This is a genomic window from Synechococcus elongatus PCC 11801, from assembly GCF_003846445.2.
Classification (GTDB): Bacteria; Cyanobacteriota; Cyanobacteriia; order Synechococcales; family Synechococcaceae; genus Synechococcus; species Synechococcus elongatus_A.
Genome location: NZ_CP030139.2, coordinates 2,011,958 through 2,026,637 on the forward strand (window position 1 = coordinate 2,011,958; position 14,680 = coordinate 2,026,637).

Sequence of the window (14,680 nt, forward strand, 5' to 3'; positions counted from 1 at the left end):
CGGCTTAGCGATCGCGGTCTAAATGGGTCAGCGTAACGGCAACCAGGAGTAGGCCGATCGCAACAACGCGAGACGGGCTGATCGGTTGAGGTGTGAGGCCAAACCAACCCCATTGGTCAATGACGAGGGACATCAGCAACTGACTGCAGACCACCGCGAGCATCGTGGTCGTGAGCCCTAGCCTGCCAATGACCAGCGTATTTAGGGTCACGTAAACGGCTCCCAGTCCGCCTCCACAAAATGCCCAGATGGGCACCTGTCCGAGGCGATCGAGGGGTTGAGCGCCAAACACACCCAGCGCTAAGAGCAGCGCCAGGGTACTGGAACCCACGATGAAGTTGATGGCTGTTGCAGCGATGGGAGATCGCAGCGTTTGCTTCAGTCGGGCGTTGGCTGCGGCTCCTATGGATAGCAACCCACCTCCCGATCCAGCACCCAGTAACGCAATCAAAACATCCATGACTTAAGCCCTCGGTTGCAGGAGAAAGAACAGAGCGATCGCGAACAGTCCCAAAGCCGCCCGCCGCAAGGGAGTTAGGCGATGCCGAGGCACATTGAGCCAGCCGTAGTGATCCGTGATGACGCTGACGATCGCCTGCCCACTGACCACTAGCCCGAGCGTCAGGGTAGTGCCCAGAACAGAGACAAAGTGCGTACTAGAAAGGACATACCAAGGTCCCATCACGCCCCCAATCAAGCTCCAGCGCGGCGCTTGGGCGATCGCGGACCAGCGAGGGCGTTCAAACCGACCGCTCAGCAGCAGGCCGATGAGCACCACACTGCCCGTGAGGTAGGACAGTGTTGCGGCGAGGGGCACAGAGTCGAGCGATCGCGCGAGCTGAGCATTGCAACTGACCTGAATCGGCAGGATGGCTCCACTAAGCAGAGCCAGCCCCAGAAACAGACAGGCTTGGCAGCGGGCAACAACCTGCCGCCAACTGGAACGAAGCGAAATCATTGAGGTCTGGCCTCTGAATTGGCTGCGACTGAATCAATGCCGGTTGCTCTAGGCTGCGATCGCCTTAGCCGCGTAAGAGCCTTGGGTCAATTCCTGAAACACCCAAGGGGCAACGGGCTGCCAATTCAGCTGTTGTTGGGCGCGAGCGCCTGAAACCCGTTGATCGAGGGCAAGCGCATCCGCTAAATCTCCCCAGATAGCCCGAGCTTCCTCCAGCGTCAGGTGCTGCAAGCGATGACCCATCCCTAGGGTCTTGGCGATCGTGAGTGCCACTTGTTGCATGGAAATGGACTCGCCACTGGCGCCAATTAGCAGGGTTCCAGCCGGTGCCTGCTCCAGCGCCGCCACGTAGAGTGCTGCCAGATCATCGATGTGAATGAAAGACCAAGCATTGTCTCCCGCACCGATCACAGGAACCGCCCCTTGGCGTTGGCCTGCTTGCATTAGCAGGGAGAGCAAGCCACCACCCCGCCCATAGACCAGTGCAGGCCGAATCACGATCGATCGCACCCCTCGATCAGCAGCCGACAAAACCAGCGCTTCCACGGCGGGTCGCCAAGCCACTAGCGCTGGCGGATTAAGCGGGAACGTTTCATCCGCAACCGTTGCGCCGGTGTTACCTATCACCCAAAGACCGCTGGTGTAGAGGAAGGGCTTGTGAGTGCCCGCGATCGCTGCCAGTAAGGTTTCCACAGCCTGCCGATCCACCAGCCCCATGGCTGCATCGTTGGTGGCCGCGGTGTGAATGACCGCGTCAACTTGAGCCGCAGCTTTTTGCAAGGCGATGGTGTCCGTGAGGTCGCCGCGATAGGACTGAATTCCCGCAGCTTCCAGTCGTTGGACAGTTGCTGCCGATCGCGCCAAGGCAGTCACCCGATGACCTTTGGCCTGAAGAGCAGCCGCGATCGCCTGCCCTAAATAACCGGTTGCACTCGTGAGGAGGACGTTCATCAACGATCCTTCGGGCTGTCACTCGCCCAGAAACTATCTTGACATCAAGATAATCAAGATAAAGATGACTGTCAAGAATCTCGACGTCAAGATATAGTGAAGCCATGGCTTCAGACAAAATCGATCGCATTCTTGAGCAGTGGCAGCAGGAACTGCCCCAGGTCAACGTTGCTCCGTTGGCTGTGACGGGTCGGTTGTTGCGCATTGCTCGATTGCTCGAAAAGCAGCGTGAGACCTTGCTGGCCAAGTACGGTCTCAGCGTTTGGTCCTTTGATGTGCTGGCGACGCTGCGCCGTCAGGGGCCGCCCTATCAGCTCAAACCGACGGATCTCTACAGTCTGTTGATGCTCTCCTCGGGAGCGATGACCAACCGCATCGATCGCCTAGAGCAGGATGGAATCGTGGTGCGATCGCGAGATGGCAGCGATCGCCGCAGCGTGATTGTGCAACTGACGCCGAAAGGCATTGCGCTAGCAGATGAAGTGATGCCTGTTCTTTTTGCTCAAGAAGGGGCACTGCTCTCCGAATTTGCCACTCCAGAGGAGTTGGAGAGGTTGGTGCCACTGCTGAGACGATTACTGCTGTCTTTGGAAGAGATAGCTTAGGCCTGCCCCATGACTGTCCTTGTCCTCCTACAGCAATTGCATGAGGATGTCTCAGCCCTGTTTCTCTGCAGATGGCTGCTCTAGTGAGTGGATGGACTCAGCTTCAGTAGCTACATCCTTGCGGTCATCCCACGCCTTCTAAATCGTGGAGATCTGGTCGTGAATCACGGGCGCGATCGCCGCAAGACCAAGCTGACATCTCCGCTGAAGTCGGGAATTGGGGGCGCGAGCTTCCGCAGCGTCAACTCTAGTTCTGACAAACTCGGGAAGTGCTGAAACAGGCGATCGCAGAGATCGGCGGCGAGCCGCTCGATCGTGCGGAAACGACTCTGACGAATCCCCGTTTGCACAACCTGCACGGCTTGGCTGTAGTCCAAGGTGTCGCCGAGCTGATCACTGGTTCCAGCAGGCTGAAGATCGACCCAGACACGCATGTCGACTTCAAACCACTGACCCAGTTCTTGCTCGGCATCAAAGAACCCTGTGTAGCCGTAGGCACGGATGCCCCGCACCACTAACTCATCCATGCCTGACTCCGATCGCCTCGCCAGTCCTGATTGTCCCAAACGAGTCGATCCGTCTGCCTCGCGCAAGGATGGCAGGTTGCCGGCCTAGAACCACTGGGCGTGGAACGTGCCTGAGCGATCGGTACGTTCGTAGGTGTGAGCCCCAAAGTAGTCGCGCTGCGCTTGCGTGAGGTTTTGGGGTAGGCGATCGCGCCGGTAGCTATCGAAGTAATCCAGCGAAGCACTGAAGGCAGGAACTGGAATGCCACGCTCGGCCGCGATCGCAATCACACGCCGCCAAGCGACTTGGCGATCGAGAATCGTCTGCCGAAACTCGGGTGCCAGCAACAGATTAGCGAGAGTCGGGTCGGCGTCGTAGGCCTGCTTAATCTTGTTCAGAAAACCAGCGCGAATAATGCAACCGCCTTTCCAAATCCGTGCCAGTTCACCCAGATTGAGGCTGTAGTTGTAGACCTGTGAGGCTTTGGCAAGGAGTGCCATGCCTTGGGCATAGGAACAGATTTTCGAGCAGTACAGCGCATCCCGAATGCTGTCGATCAAGGCTTGGCGATCGCCACTAAAGGGTTCTGCGATCGGTCCTGAAAGAATTTCAGAAGCCGCCTGACGCTCGGTTTTGATCGAGGACAGAATGCGCGCATTGACCGCCGCAATAATGGTTGGAATGGCTACGCCGATCTCCAACGCCGTTTCCACCGTCCAGCGACCAGTTCCTTTTTGACCAGCGGCATCTAAAATCAGCTCAACCAGTGGCTGACCGGTGCCTAAGTCATCCAGCTTGGTGAAGATATCTGCCGTGATCTCAATCAGAAAGGAGTTGAGTTCCGGCGTTTCATTCCAAGCCGAAAAGACCTGGTGCAGTTCGCTGGCATTCAATCCGACCACTGATTTGAGCAGGTCATAGGCTTCGGCGATCAACTGCATATCGCCGTATTCAATGCCGTTGTGCACCATCTTGACGTAGTGCCCCGATCCGCCCGGCCCGATGTAGGTAACGCAGGGGCCATCATCGACTTGAGCGGCAATGCTGCGCACGATTGGTTCAACAGCTTCGTAAGCAGCTTGTGTCCCCCCCGGCATCAAGCTGGGGCCATTCAGCGCCCCTTCTTCACCGCCACTGACGCCCATGCCCATGAAGCCGAGGCCGAGAGCTTCGAGGTCTTTGACGCGGCGCTCGGTGTCCGTAAACAGGGAGTTCCCCCCATCAATGATCAAGTCACCGGGATCCAGCAGGGGTTTCAGTTGCTCTACGACAGCATCAACTGGCCCACCCGCCTTGACCATGACTAAAATGCGGCGCGGTCGTTCCAAACTAGCGACAAAATCTTCGAGGCTATAGGCCGGCACAATGTTCTTGCCTTGGGCGCGATCGGCCATGAAGGCTTCCGTTTTCTCGGCGGTGCGGTTGTAGACCGTCAGAGAGAAGCCATGCCGCTCGATGTTCAGGGCGAGATTCTCACCCATCACTGCCAGCCCGATGAGGCCGAACTGTTGCAGTGCCATAGGAAAATTCCTGCTAGGACAACGAATGACCTCAGGTTAGCCTGCCAATTTAGGGTTCTCTGGCAACCTCTTTAGACTTTCTTTGCGGGGATCACTCGATTTGAGGTCAAGCCAGAGAAAAATCGGAATGGCGCGTTGCGATCGCTATTGCACTTCTGTCTTGCGATCGCCGTTCAGCAGGTATGAATAGTTGGCCTGGAAGCGCTGCAAGATTTTGTAGTGCGGTGCGCCGATCGCCCGTTGCTGCTGGATGCGAGCTGAATAGACGGCGCCTTGGGCGATCGCAGCCGGATCGACGAGGTGGAAGTCTTGACCCTCTCCCAGTTGCAAAGCCCAGAGATCAACCTCTAGCAGCACATGAAACAGATGACGGGTCACAGTTGGTTCTGCTTCGCTCCAGAGAAACGTCGCTGTCTGCGGCGAATAGCCAATTTCTTCTTGGAGTTCGCGCTGCAGGGCTTGCCAAGGCGTTTCACCAGGTTCAATATGGCCCCCAAACAAGCCCCACTGGCCGGGATAGAGAATCCAGTCCAAGTCATCGCGCAGTTGCAGCAAGTATTGACGACCTTGGGTGATGACAGCCAACGCAACTTCTGGAGCCGGTTCTGGGGCAGCAGGAGGAATAGACATCGCGATCGCAGCTTCAGCCTCGACGGGAAAAGAACCGACTAGTTCTGCTTTTGACAACCTCGGAGGCTACTCTAAGCCAGATCGTGATCTAAGTAACGATTTTCTGGCTTTTCCTTCGCTACTTTAAGCTGAAATTCACTTGTCTTTCTTATGGAAACCCAACGACAACATATCGGGCGCTGGATCGTAATTCTCAGCCCTGCAGTTGCCAATATTGAAGACCATCAAGTTCGGGTATTGGATTGCCGGAGCGATCAGCTTTCGGTGAAATCTTTTCCCCAGTTAGAGTTGGCTCGCCACTATTTTGACCAACTCCTGCATCTCTATCGCTGTTGGGATCAACAAGTGGCTTAGGCCCGTTGTTTTTGTCTGGGTTGGTGAGCATTTGTGGGTAACAAAGTGGCCTGTAGCGTGGCGATCGCCGCTTGTTCAACAGTGCTAAACGACCAGCCTGCAGCCAAAAAGATTGCACGATGATCGGGCCAAATGGCACGGAGGGTTCCCCATAGTAAGCAGTGTTGCAACCACTGGCTGAGACGATTGCGCCAAGGCGATCGCGGCTGACGGAGTTGTTGGAGCCAAACTGCTTGGAAGCAGAGATGCTGGCTTTCGTCCCATTCAATTTGGCGACCCACGGTTTGAATTAGGGGTGAGGCGATAGCTCGTTGTAGGGCTTGGGCATAGAGGAAGCCGATGATTTCAGCATTGAGTAAGACACTCAGTGCCGTATCAAGGTTGAGATTTTGTCGCCGCAAGTGCCGAAAGGTGTGATCGAGCCAGTGCGATCGCATGGAGGGTTGATCGACGGCTTTGAGGCAACGACCCAGATCGGCGGCGTGACGCTGTTCTTCGCGAATGAACCACTGCATCGCTGGCGCTAAGTCGGGGTCACCGCCTTTGGCGATCCACTGATGGGTGGCCCGCATCAGGTTGTGCCCTTCGGAGTATTCACCCAGTTGAAACATGGCGAGCGATCGCCAAAATGTGGCTGGGTAATCTGCTGCTGTGATCTGAACCTCCGAGGGTAGAGGTAAGAGCTGCCCGTGGTTGTGCTGAAAGTAGGCTAGCCAGTCCGCCGCTGTTCGGCGTTGGTCTTGCCACAGTGGCGTTTGTGGCACCGTGGGGGGAGAAGCCATCAGTCGTGACCATCGTGAGGCTGCAACGCTCGAAGGGGTATGTCCCTGCTGAATCGCATTAAGTTTGACTCGAGACAGTGCGGAGATATTGCTGCAACACTTTCATCTGGGCATCCGTGGGCCGGGTGGGATTATGCACCTGCTGTAGATGGCTCAACGCCTCCCAAAAGTCTAGGCTGCGATGGCGACAGAGGTAGGCCAACGTGATCAGGGGCGATCGCTCGATCGAGGCAATGCAGTGGATGTAGACAGGTGTTGCCACTTGGAGCAGCTGGTGGAGTTGCTCGACGGCCTGCTCAATTTCTGAAACTGTAATCAAGCGATTGCAGTGACTGTCTGGCAGAACACAGCGTTGCCACTGCAAAGCCTGTATCCAAGCGGGAATGGGACCTTCGTGGGGGGCGCAAAGTGACAAAACGGCTTGAATCTGAGCCTGCTCAAATTGCGATCGCTGCTGGTCGTGGGGCAGGGGTCCGATCGCCAACCGCCCAGGGATCACCCAATCAATGGTTAGCTTGGCTGCAGATGCTTTTCTGGAACGACGAGCTTTGCGCGGAAAAAGAAACATAGGAACGGGAACAAACAGATGGGGATTCGGTCAGTTGTTCGGGCGTCAGCACGGGGCTGACTGCAAACTGTCAGTTTAAAAAAGATGCAGTATACTTAACGCACTTTGATGATTTCCGATTTAAACCGCCTTGGTATTTCTTATGAGTAATCGGCAAAAATCTCTAGCGATCGCACTCAGCTTAACTCTAGTCAGCCTCGGCGATGGAATGCTTTATGCTGCGATCGCGGCTCCAACGCTGGTGCCACTTTCTGGCAGCAATCCAGCCAATGATTTATCGACTGAAGTGCCGGTAGATTTGCCGTCAGTCCAACCCAGCAGCCATAAATCAGCTGGAGAGTTGGCAATAATCGCTGAGATCCCAGCGCCAAAACTCCTAACAGCGGCAGAACACTTAAAAGTGGAGCTCCTTGCTGTCCCAACACCAATACGGTCAGGGCAATGAGAGCTATGCCAACCGCCTCTAATCCATAACGGGGCGCAAGAGCCAGCACTTGGCTCATCCCTCGATCGCGTCGCAGACGGCGATCGGCACGGCGATAACTATCGACAAACAGTGGTTGACTGCCATCTAGCAAAACATCTCGAATTGCACCGAGTCCTTCTTGTAGAAGCCGAATCAGTCGGGTCTCATCCTCAACAATCCGTCGTCCTAAGAGTGCTAGCTGGAGACGATTGCGATGAATGATCACGGCATAGATCAATCCCACTCCGATCGCCAGCCCCAAAGTAACCTGGGGGTTGATAGCGACCAACGTCAGGATTAAGCCTAGGCTGATTAAGAGTCCAGTCAGTAACTGCAGGAGACCAGTCAAGATTGAAATAACCGCACCCACTTGATTGGAAATTGCGGTAATCACTTCACTGCTGTTGCGGCTTACCTGCACCGTATAGGGTTGATAAAGTGTGCGGCGATAGACTTCGCTACTCAAGTCCGAGCCGACAGCGTTAGCCAGCCGTATATTCATCTGCAACGACAGAATTCGCACTCCACCTGAAATTAGTGCTGTCAGTGCGAAGAGCAGGCAGATGGGAATCACGAGATCACTGGCGCGCGTCCAGCCGAGAGTTGGGGCTAGGTATTGCACCCAAGGATTGCTCCAAAGCCGTTCCGGTTGGGCTAACACTGCCAAGAACGGCACAATAGCCCCCAAGCTCAGCATCTCTGCCAGAGAGCTGAGCACCATGACCCCTACTACGAGCCCCAATTGGCGACGTCGACGAGCACTGAGGAAACGGCACAACTGTCGTAAGTTAGCCAGCAGCGATTTGGAAGTAGCAGAAGTCACAGAAAGCAGTTGAGAGATAAAAATGTTACTTCACATCATTTCTGGAGCCCACTCCCGATCGCTTCGTCTCATCCAGCGCGATCGCAGGAAGTGCGACCCTAGTCCCTAGGGAGCATGCTGTCTTGGGCAGGGCGATCGTCCTTGCAATCTGGCCGATTTATAGTCCGGGAATCCCTTTTTATTGTTGGAGAGTTCCTGACGACTGTTTTAGAGCCTCTATTTATAGCCTGGAAGTATCCAGTTATTGTTTAGGAATAACTGGCGGCGGCTCTCAAAGATAAACCAACGACTCTCAAAGATGCGCGAATTACTCTTGCAGAGTATCTAGAGCTCTCCGCGACACTTCAAGCACTCGAATCGGGGTGGTGTCGCTTGGGAGCGATCGCCCTTACCCATCGGCGAATCACGCTTACCAGGCTTCCTCTCGGCCAATGCGTGAGTGCTGGTGATGGTGAGCATCCGCCGCTCCTGTTCATAGGCCGACAGCTCACTCTTGAACTGTAGCTCAAGTCCTTGGGGCAGGCTCATTAGCCAGTCAATGCACTTGAAAAGTCCAATAATGCGATCGCGATCGAAGCCCCGTTCATAAAGCAACTTCAGCAATTCGAGCTTCCATTGCTTGCGCAGCCGTCGATCCTTCTTGGTCTGAATTGCCCGCAGATGAGCCACTACCGCGATCGCAAACGGATTACCTTGACCAGATTGAAGAGCTGCCCCACAAGCTTTCCTCGAAGGACTCGGGTCGCCAAGTCGGAGATTCATCGGCAAGGATGGCGACAGGCGGCGGAAGCGATCGCGAGTCCGATAGCGATAGACAAACATCCGCTCTTCAAAGGCCGTCTCTTTCGCACCCTGCACCTCCACATGGACCAACACCCAAGTCTCAGTCCCTGCTGTAGTCCAAACCTTGACCAGCTTATCGGCGTAGCGACGACTCACTTCCGCATCAGCGGTGATCTGCTGCAACTCCTTATCGAGAAATTCGTAGCCACGCTCCCAATCAATTTCAGGGTCGGCAACGGGCAGAAAGAAGCGGATGAACTCTGGGAAGAACGCCTCAATCAGTTCCTTCCAAGGGGAGTCGCTATCCGTGTAAGGCAGCGACTCAATCTCTGGATCCTGCATCCTCAAATCACATCAGCAAACTGCTTTTCCATCCGCCGAAACTGGCGCACGCTCGTTAGGGCTAGCAGCGCCACGATTGCCATCGACAAGCTGAATCCCAAGTCGGTTAATCCAAGCCCCTCAGCCCCACAACCACGCAGGGACATCCCTCAATGATGCTCATGATCAAGCTCAGAGCATAGAGCAAATGCCACTTGACCGGCATGGTCATAGACAGACGAAGCTTAAGCCAGCTGCCGGAATCCCCTGAGACCCGCCGCATAGCCCCCGCGACCACGGGCGGCCCGATCGCTAAACTCACTGACGCTTGGATTGCGATGCGGATCGATTACCCCACTCACTTGACGCCAGAGTGCAATAGGGGCGACTTGCGTATCGTACTGGCGATCGCCCAGCTTCCGCACATGATGCCACCGCTGGGTCTGACACTGATTGCACCAAAAGGCTTCTAGCCACTCGTCCTGCAAGGGCACCGTGCCATGGGTGTGAATCACGAGCTTGGCTGTCTTGGCACCCATCCCACGCACTTGGAGCTGTCCCGCCGAATCAGCAAATAACGGGAACTTGGGGCTGACACTATCGAGGTATCAGCCATGCTCAGGGCAGAAAATCGCACGTCGCTGCGATCGCTTCCGATTTCGGGCACACCGCTTCTGCACTCGGCCTCCTCGTCCACACCAGACTTGTACAAAGGCTGCGTTGGAGAGACTGAGATCCGTAGACCATCAAAGCCCAACTCCGAACAAACTCCACGAATTGAAGTTTTTATATTTGATATCAGCATTAATGTGAATGCCGTCTGAAGGTTAGCACAGAAACTAGGCGTGGCTGTGTCATGACAGACAGTCTTGCCTAAGGCTGCTTATGCTATGAGGCCTTAGTGGAGCGGCACCGAGACTACTTAGCGGCCATCCAGTTATGCCCAGCATGGAGTTCTGCCACTAAGGGCACACTCAAGCTGACAGACTGCTCCATCGTTTGCTGAATTTGCGGTGCGAGCATGTCCCATTCTTCGGGCGGTAGCTCCAACACCAATTCGTCATGAACTTGCAGCAGCATCCGCGCTTGGTAGGGCTGGAGTAAAGCCTGTAACTGCACCATTGCCACTTTGATGATGTCGGCGCTGGAGCCTTGAATCGGAGCGTTGGCGGCAGCTCGCAGTGATTGCGCCTCGAAGCGACTCGGACGTAGCTTATCAAGATCAATACTGTCGGGATCCGCGCCGCGTAGTTTGTTCAACCCCGTTTCCTCGAAATCGAAGTAGCGACGGCGACCCAACACAGTTTCGACATAGCCTTGGGCGATCGCCTGCCGCTCCAAACTTTGCAGATAGGCAAAGACACGGGGATAGCGATCGTAGAAGCGATCGATAAAGCCCTGCGCTTCTTTATTGCTGGTGCCGGTTTCGCGGGCGAAGCGCTGAGCTCCCATGCCGTAGATGACGCCAAAGTTGATGATCTTGCCGATGCGCCGTTCTTCTGAGGTAATTTCCTCGCGATCGAAGAGTAGGCTCGCCGTTAAACGGTGGACATCGTCGCCTTGGCGATAAGCCTCCAGCAGCACTGGCTCTTGGCTGAGATGTGCCAAAATCCGCAGCTCGATTTGCGAATAGTCCGCCGCCGCCAGCAACCAACCTTCTTGCGGCAGAAATGCCTTGCGAATTTGACGACTGAACTCGGTGCGAATGGGGATGTTTTGCAGGTTGGGATTCGAGGAGGAGAGCCGTCCCGTCGCCGTCACCGCTTGGTTGAAGTCCGTGTGAATACGGCCGTCGGCTGCGACCAGACTGGGCAGCGCATCCACATAGGTCGATTTCAACTTGGCAAGGGTGCGATGCTCCAGAATCAGGTCGACGATTGGGTGATCGCCCTGGAGTTTCTCCAGCACTGCCGCATCGGTGGAATAGCCGGTTTTGGTCTTGCGCGACTTCTTGACGTTCAGCCCGAGCTTTTCAAACAGCAGTTCGCTCAGCTGCTTGGGCGAGCCGAGATTAAAGCGATCGCCCGCCACCTCATAGGCTTCCACTTCAATGCGATCGAGTTCACCTTTGAGATGCTCCGACAGTTCCGCCAGATAGGCTTCATCAATGCGGATGCCGCTATCTTCCATCTCCGCAAGAATGGCTTCCAGCGGCAGTTCCACGGTTTCCAGCAAGGATTTCAGGGCAGGTGATTCCGCGATCGCCGCTTTCAGCAAGGGAATCAACCGCTGCACCACATGAACATCGCTGCCGCAGTATTGCGCCACTTCTGCGATCGCAACGTCAGCAATCGTTTTGCCTTTGGGGACCAGGTCGCTGTAGCTGCGCGTCTGCACCTTCAGCCAGCGATCGGCTAAGGCATCGAGGTTATGGCTGAGGCTGGGGTTAAGTACATAGCTGGCCAGCATCGTGTCGAAGACCACGCCTGCTAGCTCAATGCCTTGGTGCCGCAGAATCAGGCGATCGAACTTGGCATTTTGGAAGGCTTTCGGATAGCGATCGCTCTCTAAAATCGGTCGCAGTGCTGTGAGTACAGTTTCCAGCGGTAACTGCTCCCCTTCGGTATGTCCGAGGGGAATATAGGCCAGTTGATCCGGCTCTTCACCCCACGCACAGCCAATTCCCACCAGTTGCGCCTTACGCGGATCGAGATCGGTTGTCTCGGTATCCCAAGCCGCGATCGCCTCAGGATCAGTCCGTTGTTCTAGCAGAGCTACCAATTCAGTAAGCGCTGCCTCGGTTGTAATGATTCGCGGCTGCAGTTGTGGCCAACGGGGTTGCTGAGCAGCAGTTTCTTCCGCGGTCCAAAAGTCCAGCGATTCATCGCCCAGATCTTCGACTGTTGTCGGTTGTCCTCCGAATAGCTGCTGCAGGCGATCGACCTGTCGCCGGAACGCTTGCAGTTCCAGCTTTTCCAGCCAAGGCAAAACAGCCTGTTCATCGAACCCTGTCAGGGCATAGTGATCCCAGTCGATCGCCAGCGGAATATCAGTAACGATTTGCGCCAGTTTGCGGGAGTGGTAAGCCGCTTCGCGATCGCTTTCTAATTTCTTGCGGACTGCCGGTTTGATCGCCTCAAGATTTTCATAAATGCGATCGAGATCGCCCCAAGCTTGCAATAACTCCACCGCTGTTTTGGGGCCAATCCCTTTCACGCCGGGAATATTGTCTGAGCTGTCGCCACAGAGCGCCTTGAAATCGATCACCTGCTCCGGCGGCACTCCTAGCTTGTCGATTACTGCTGCCGGATCAATCTCACGGGCCGCTTCTCGATTAGCGCTGCGACCAAAGGTATTGCCCAAATAGAGCACACGGATCGCACCGTCGGGGTCAACGAGCTGGAAGAGATCGCGATCGCCGCTGAGAATTCGCACCCGGTAGCCAGACTGGGCAGCACGATGAGCGACCGTCCCTAGCAGGTCATCCGCCTCATAGCCCGGCTCCACCAGAATTGGCAGATTCAGACTCTGCAACAGGGCGACGAGGTTATCGGTATCAGTCTTAAAGTCCTCGGGGGCTTCGTCGCGGTTGGCCTTGTAGTTTTCGTCCGCTTCGTGGCGAAAGGTCGGGCCGCCCAGATCAAAGGCGATCGCCAGTGCCTGCGGTTGCTGCTGCTCCATCACCTCCAGCAGCGCTTTCAAAAAGCCGAAGCAAACGCTGGTGGGAATGCCGGTGCGCGTACGGAGGCCACCATCACGCCCTTTGGCAAAGGCATAGTAGCTGCGGAAGGCCAAGGAGTGGCCATCCACGAGAAGCAAGAGGGGAGAGTCTGCAGACATGATTCGTATTCTCCCACCTGCGTTCAACCGCACTGGAAGCGATCGCCGAGGGAACACTAACACTAAGGCTCCAGCCTCCTTCCTCACCCGCTGCTCCATTTCGGAGAGTCATCATGAAAGCTTCTATCCTCCTAGGGTCTGCCCTCGCCCTCCTCTTGATTGCGCCGCCACTCCGAGCCGAGAATCCGGCTCATGTTCGCCAGCTTCTAGAAACCGGAGCCTGCGCTGGCTGCGATCTTCAGGATGCAGATTTGACAGGTGCTCACTTGATTGGTGCGGACCTGCGCAATGCGGATCTCAGCGGTGCCAACCTAACCGAGGTCAACCTCGAAGGAGCTGATCTCACCGGTGCTGATTTAACGGGTGCCAACCTCAGTCAGGCTTATCTAACGAACGCAGTCTTTGCAGACGCAGATCTCCGGAATGCCAACCTCAGCGGCGTCACCATGTATCACGCTGATGTCAGCGGGGCACAACTGTCGGGCATCAACCTTGCCGGTGCCACAATCGGTGGTACTGCTATCAACATCGGCGGCCAATAGCAATCGCGAGATCACATGTCCAGAATGGGGCAAGTGCCACAATTGCAGCTAAAGACTCGTCCTAGGCCATGGCCACGCTTGCCCCGCCCCGACAGCTCTTATTCAGGATCTTGCATGCTGATTCCAGTCAGTCAGCGCTGGTGGATCTCGTGATGGCTCGCGTGCAGTCCCTGGTGCTCTCACTGCCCTACGAGTGGGCTGTCCTGACGGCCGAGGAACAAGAAGAACTCTACGCTGTCGCTTGGAGCTTGGTGGATTTCAACGGGGTCAATCTACTGACGCAGGCGCGATCGCAGCACCCAACACTGGTCGAAGCTCTGCAGTCCCTCGTGAATCTGATCGAAGACTTGAATGCTCCTTCGCCCGCACATCAGTTATCCCGCTATCGCATCCGCCGGCCAATTTCAGAGGAGGACTGGGAGACTTGGGCGCCGTCAGCTACTGCACAGATCAATGAAGCGCAGTTGCAGCAACGTCTAGCCAAATATGCCCAAAGTTTTTGAGGAAGCTGGGATTGTTGCGCGGGTCTATCCGCAAGATCACTATCCTGCACATGTACATGTTGAAACGGGCAATCATACTGGCCGAATCTGTATTGATGGCACTGTTAGAGTGATCGGCAAGACTACACTAACGTCTCGAGAACTCAAAAAAGCTTTGGTGCTCGTTCAGCGTTATCAACAGCGCTGTCTGGCTGTTTGGGAGGCCATTCATGGAGAATCTTCGTCCCGTTGATCAGATGACAGATGCTGAATTGTTGGCAGAGCTAGGATTCTCTGAGGCAGAGTTTCAGCAGCAGTGGCTGGAGTCACAACTCCTCAACCTCTTACCTCTATCAGAAGAAGAGGCTTTTCGTTTGCATGCTTATTGCCAAGACCATGGCCTAACAGTTCAAGAATTTATTCGACACGCGATCGCGGCTTCCCTATCAGCGGCTTAGCTGACGGATGTTGGACAGCCAACGTTGCAACCGACAACTGCCTGGTTGAGCTGGATGCCACGATCGCCTCTCAGCTCGTGTGCCTAGCTCAGCTGCTAGTGACGGGGTGATTGCTCACCCCTATCAACCACAAGCGTGAAGCCGCCAGTC

19 protein-coding genes are annotated in these 14,680 nt (G+C 55.5%); 6 read left to right on the forward strand and 13 right to left on the reverse strand.

Going from position 1 to position 14,680, the window contains the following annotated elements:
* Positions 1-4 precede the first annotated feature (4 nt).
* The 3 genes from DOP62_RS09995 to DOP62_RS10005 are packed head-to-tail and all read right to left on the reverse strand — an operon-like array spanning position 5 to position 1,909.
* A complete protein-coding gene (locus DOP62_RS09995) occupies positions 5-460 on the reverse strand; it encodes a DMT family transporter (protein WP_208675134.1) in 456 nt (151 codons plus the stop codon).
* A gap of 3 nt (positions 461-463) precedes the next feature.
* Positions 464-958 carry a DMT family transporter gene (locus DOP62_RS10000; protein WP_208675133.1) on the reverse strand — a complete coding sequence of 165 codons (495 nt, stop codon included), beginning with the start codon at positions 956-958 and terminating at the stop codon, positions 464-466.
* A gap of 48 nt (positions 959-1,006) precedes the next feature.
* Entirely contained in the window at positions 1,007-1,909 is a 903-nt protein-coding gene (locus DOP62_RS10005) for an NAD-dependent epimerase/dehydratase family protein (RefSeq protein WP_370538781.1), read from the reverse strand.
* Between the two features lie 104 nt (positions 1,910-2,013).
* On the opposite strand from DOP62_RS10005, the gene DOP62_RS10010 reads away from it, so the two are divergent.
* The gene (locus DOP62_RS10010; RefSeq protein ID WP_208675132.1) at positions 2,014-2,514 is read left to right on the forward strand and encodes a MarR family winged helix-turn-helix transcriptional regulator; all 501 of its coding nucleotides are present in this window, start codon (positions 2,014-2,016) and stop codon (positions 2,512-2,514) included.
* Between the two features lie 164 nt (positions 2,515-2,678).
* On the opposite strand, the gene folB is transcribed toward DOP62_RS10010, so the two are convergent.
* From folB to DOP62_RS10025, 3 genes are all read right to left on the reverse strand, one after another.
* Positions 2,679-3,107: a dihydroneopterin aldolase gene (folB, locus tag DOP62_RS10015; RefSeq protein WP_261789956.1), complete on the reverse strand. Its 429-nt coding sequence runs from the start codon at positions 3,105-3,107 to the stop codon at positions 2,679-2,681.
* 18 nt (positions 3,108-3,125) lie between these two features.
* Complete coding sequence (gndA, locus tag DOP62_RS10020) at positions 3,126-4,541, reverse strand: NADP-dependent phosphogluconate dehydrogenase (RefSeq protein WP_208675129.1); 1,416 nt, start codon at positions 4,539-4,541, stop codon at positions 3,126-3,128.
* 144 nt (positions 4,542-4,685) lie between these two features.
* Positions 4,686-5,171: an NUDIX hydrolase gene (locus DOP62_RS10025; protein WP_208676828.1), complete on the reverse strand. Its 486-nt coding sequence runs from the start codon at positions 5,169-5,171 to the stop codon at positions 4,686-4,688.
* 150 nt (positions 5,172-5,321) lie between these two features.
* Here DOP62_RS10025 and DOP62_RS10030 point away from each other — a divergent pair, with 150 nt between their 5' ends.
* Positions 5,322-5,525, forward strand: a complete 204-nt coding sequence (locus DOP62_RS10030) for a hypothetical protein (protein ID WP_208678387.1) — start codon at positions 5,322-5,324, stop codon at positions 5,523-5,525.
* Here DOP62_RS10030 and DOP62_RS10035 read toward each other — a convergent pair.
* The 7 genes from DOP62_RS10035 to polA all read right to left on the reverse strand — a co-directional run bounded on the left by DOP62_RS10035 (position 5,522) and on the right by polA (position 13,048).
* A complete protein-coding gene (locus DOP62_RS10035; RefSeq protein ID WP_370538782.1) occupies positions 5,522-6,307 on the reverse strand; it encodes a hypothetical protein in 786 nt (261 codons plus the stop codon). The genes DOP62_RS10030 and DOP62_RS10035 overlap by 4 nt on opposite strands.
* A gap of 58 nt (positions 6,308-6,365) precedes the next feature.
* Positions 6,366-6,875 (reverse strand): protein-tyrosine phosphatase family protein, encoded by a 510-nt coding sequence (locus DOP62_RS10040; RefSeq protein ID WP_261789954.1) that lies wholly within the window; start codon positions 6,873-6,875, stop codon positions 6,366-6,368.
* A gap of 191 nt (positions 6,876-7,066) precedes the next feature.
* Complete coding sequence (locus DOP62_RS10045; protein ID WP_208675125.1) at positions 7,067-8,062, reverse strand: ABC transporter transmembrane domain-containing protein; 996 nt, start codon at positions 8,060-8,062, stop codon at positions 7,067-7,069.
* A gap of 426 nt (positions 8,063-8,488) precedes the next feature.
* A complete protein-coding gene (locus tag DOP62_RS10050) occupies positions 8,489-9,289 on the reverse strand; it encodes a hypothetical protein (protein ID WP_261789953.1) in 801 nt (266 codons plus the stop codon).
* A 2-nt stretch (positions 9,290-9,291) separates the two neighbouring features.
* Positions 9,292-9,435, reverse strand: a complete 144-nt coding sequence (locus DOP62_RS10055) for a hypothetical protein (protein WP_208675123.1) — start codon at positions 9,433-9,435, stop codon at positions 9,292-9,294.
* 78 nt (positions 9,436-9,513) lie between these two features.
* Entirely contained in the window at positions 9,514-9,807 is a 294-nt protein-coding gene (locus tag DOP62_RS10060; protein ID WP_261789952.1) for a hypothetical protein, read from the reverse strand.
* A gap of 379 nt (positions 9,808-10,186) precedes the next feature.
* Positions 10,187-13,048 (reverse strand): DNA polymerase I, encoded by a 2,862-nt coding sequence (polA, locus tag DOP62_RS10065; protein WP_208675121.1) that lies wholly within the window; start codon positions 13,046-13,048, stop codon positions 10,187-10,189.
* A 113-nt stretch (positions 13,049-13,161) separates the two neighbouring features.
* Here polA and DOP62_RS10070 point away from each other — a divergent pair, with 113 nt between their 5' ends.
* From DOP62_RS10070 to DOP62_RS10085, 4 genes are all read left to right on the forward strand, one after another.
* Positions 13,162-13,590 (forward strand): pentapeptide repeat-containing protein, encoded by a 429-nt coding sequence (locus DOP62_RS10070; protein ID WP_208675119.1) that lies wholly within the window; start codon positions 13,162-13,164, stop codon positions 13,588-13,590.
* A gap of 152 nt (positions 13,591-13,742) precedes the next feature.
* Positions 13,743-14,093 (forward strand): hypothetical protein, encoded by a 351-nt coding sequence (locus DOP62_RS10075; RefSeq protein ID WP_370538783.1) that lies wholly within the window; start codon positions 13,743-13,745, stop codon positions 14,091-14,093.
* On the forward strand, positions 14,077-14,325 hold the full coding sequence (locus tag DOP62_RS10080) for a DUF4160 domain-containing protein (RefSeq protein WP_208675115.1): 249 nt from the start codon (positions 14,077-14,079) through the stop codon (positions 14,323-14,325). The genes DOP62_RS10075 and DOP62_RS10080 overlap by 17 nt, the downstream gene beginning before the upstream one ends.
* Positions 14,303-14,530: a hypothetical protein gene (locus DOP62_RS10085; RefSeq protein WP_208675113.1), complete on the forward strand. Its 228-nt coding sequence runs from the start codon at positions 14,303-14,305 to the stop codon at positions 14,528-14,530. The genes DOP62_RS10080 and DOP62_RS10085 overlap by 23 nt, the downstream gene beginning before the upstream one ends.
* Positions 14,531-14,680 lie beyond the last annotated feature (150 nt).

Coding starts and splice junctions, on each gene's coding strand:
- DOP62_RS09995 (WP_208675134.1), bottom strand. CDS start 460: ATGGATGTTTTGATTGCGTTACTGGGTGCTGGATCGGGAGGTGGGTTG.
- DOP62_RS10000 (WP_208675133.1), bottom strand. CDS start 958: ATGATTTCGCTTCGTTCCAGTTGGCGGCAGGTTGTTGCCCGCTGCCAA.
- DOP62_RS10005 (WP_370538781.1), bottom strand. CDS start 1,909: ATGAACGTCCTCCTCACGAGTGCAACCGGTTATTTAGGGCAGGCGATC.
- DOP62_RS10010 (WP_208675132.1), top strand. CDS start 2,014: ATGGCTTCAGACAAAATCGATCGCATTCTTGAGCAGTGGCAGCAGGAA.
- gndA (WP_208675129.1), bottom strand. CDS start 4,541: ATGGCACTGCAACAGTTCGGCCTCATCGGGCTGGCAGTGATGGGTGAG.
- DOP62_RS10025 (WP_208676828.1), bottom strand. CDS start 5,171: ATGTCTATTCCTCCTGCTGCCCCAGAACCGGCTCCAGAAGTTGCGTTG.
- DOP62_RS10030 (WP_208678387.1), top strand. CDS start 5,322: ATGGAAACCCAACGACAACATATCGGGCGCTGGATCGTAATTCTCAGC.
- DOP62_RS10035 (WP_370538782.1), bottom strand. CDS start 6,307: ATGGCTTCTCCCCCCACGGTGCCACAAACGCCACTGTGGCAAGACCAA.
- DOP62_RS10040 (WP_261789954.1), bottom strand. CDS start 6,875: ATGTTTCTTTTTCCGCGCAAAGCTCGTCGTTCCAGAAAAGCATCTGCA.
- DOP62_RS10045 (WP_208675125.1), bottom strand. CDS start 8,062: ATGGTGCTCAGCTCTCTGGCAGAGATGCTGAGCTTGGGGGCTATTGTG.
- DOP62_RS10050 (WP_261789953.1), bottom strand. CDS start 9,289: ATGCAGGATCCAGAGATTGAGTCGCTGCCTTACACGGATAGCGACTCC.
- DOP62_RS10055 (WP_208675123.1), bottom strand. CDS start 9,435: ATGTCCCTGCGTGGTTGTGGGGCTGAGGGGCTTGGATTAACCGACTTG.
- DOP62_RS10060 (WP_261789952.1), bottom strand. CDS start 9,807: ATGGGTGCCAAGACAGCCAAGCTCGTGATTCACACCCATGGCACGGTG.
- polA (WP_208675121.1), bottom strand. CDS start 13,048: ATGTCTGCAGACTCTCCCCTCTTGCTTCTCGTGGATGGCCACTCCTTG.
- DOP62_RS10070 (WP_208675119.1), top strand. CDS start 13,162: ATGAAAGCTTCTATCCTCCTAGGGTCTGCCCTCGCCCTCCTCTTGATT.
- DOP62_RS10075 (WP_370538783.1), top strand. CDS start 13,743: ATGGCTCGCGTGCAGTCCCTGGTGCTCTCACTGCCCTACGAGTGGGCT.
- DOP62_RS10080 (WP_208675115.1), top strand. CDS start 14,077: ATGCCCAAAGTTTTTGAGGAAGCTGGGATTGTTGCGCGGGTCTATCCG.
- DOP62_RS10085 (WP_208675113.1), top strand. CDS start 14,303: ATGGAGAATCTTCGTCCCGTTGATCAGATGACAGATGCTGAATTGTTG.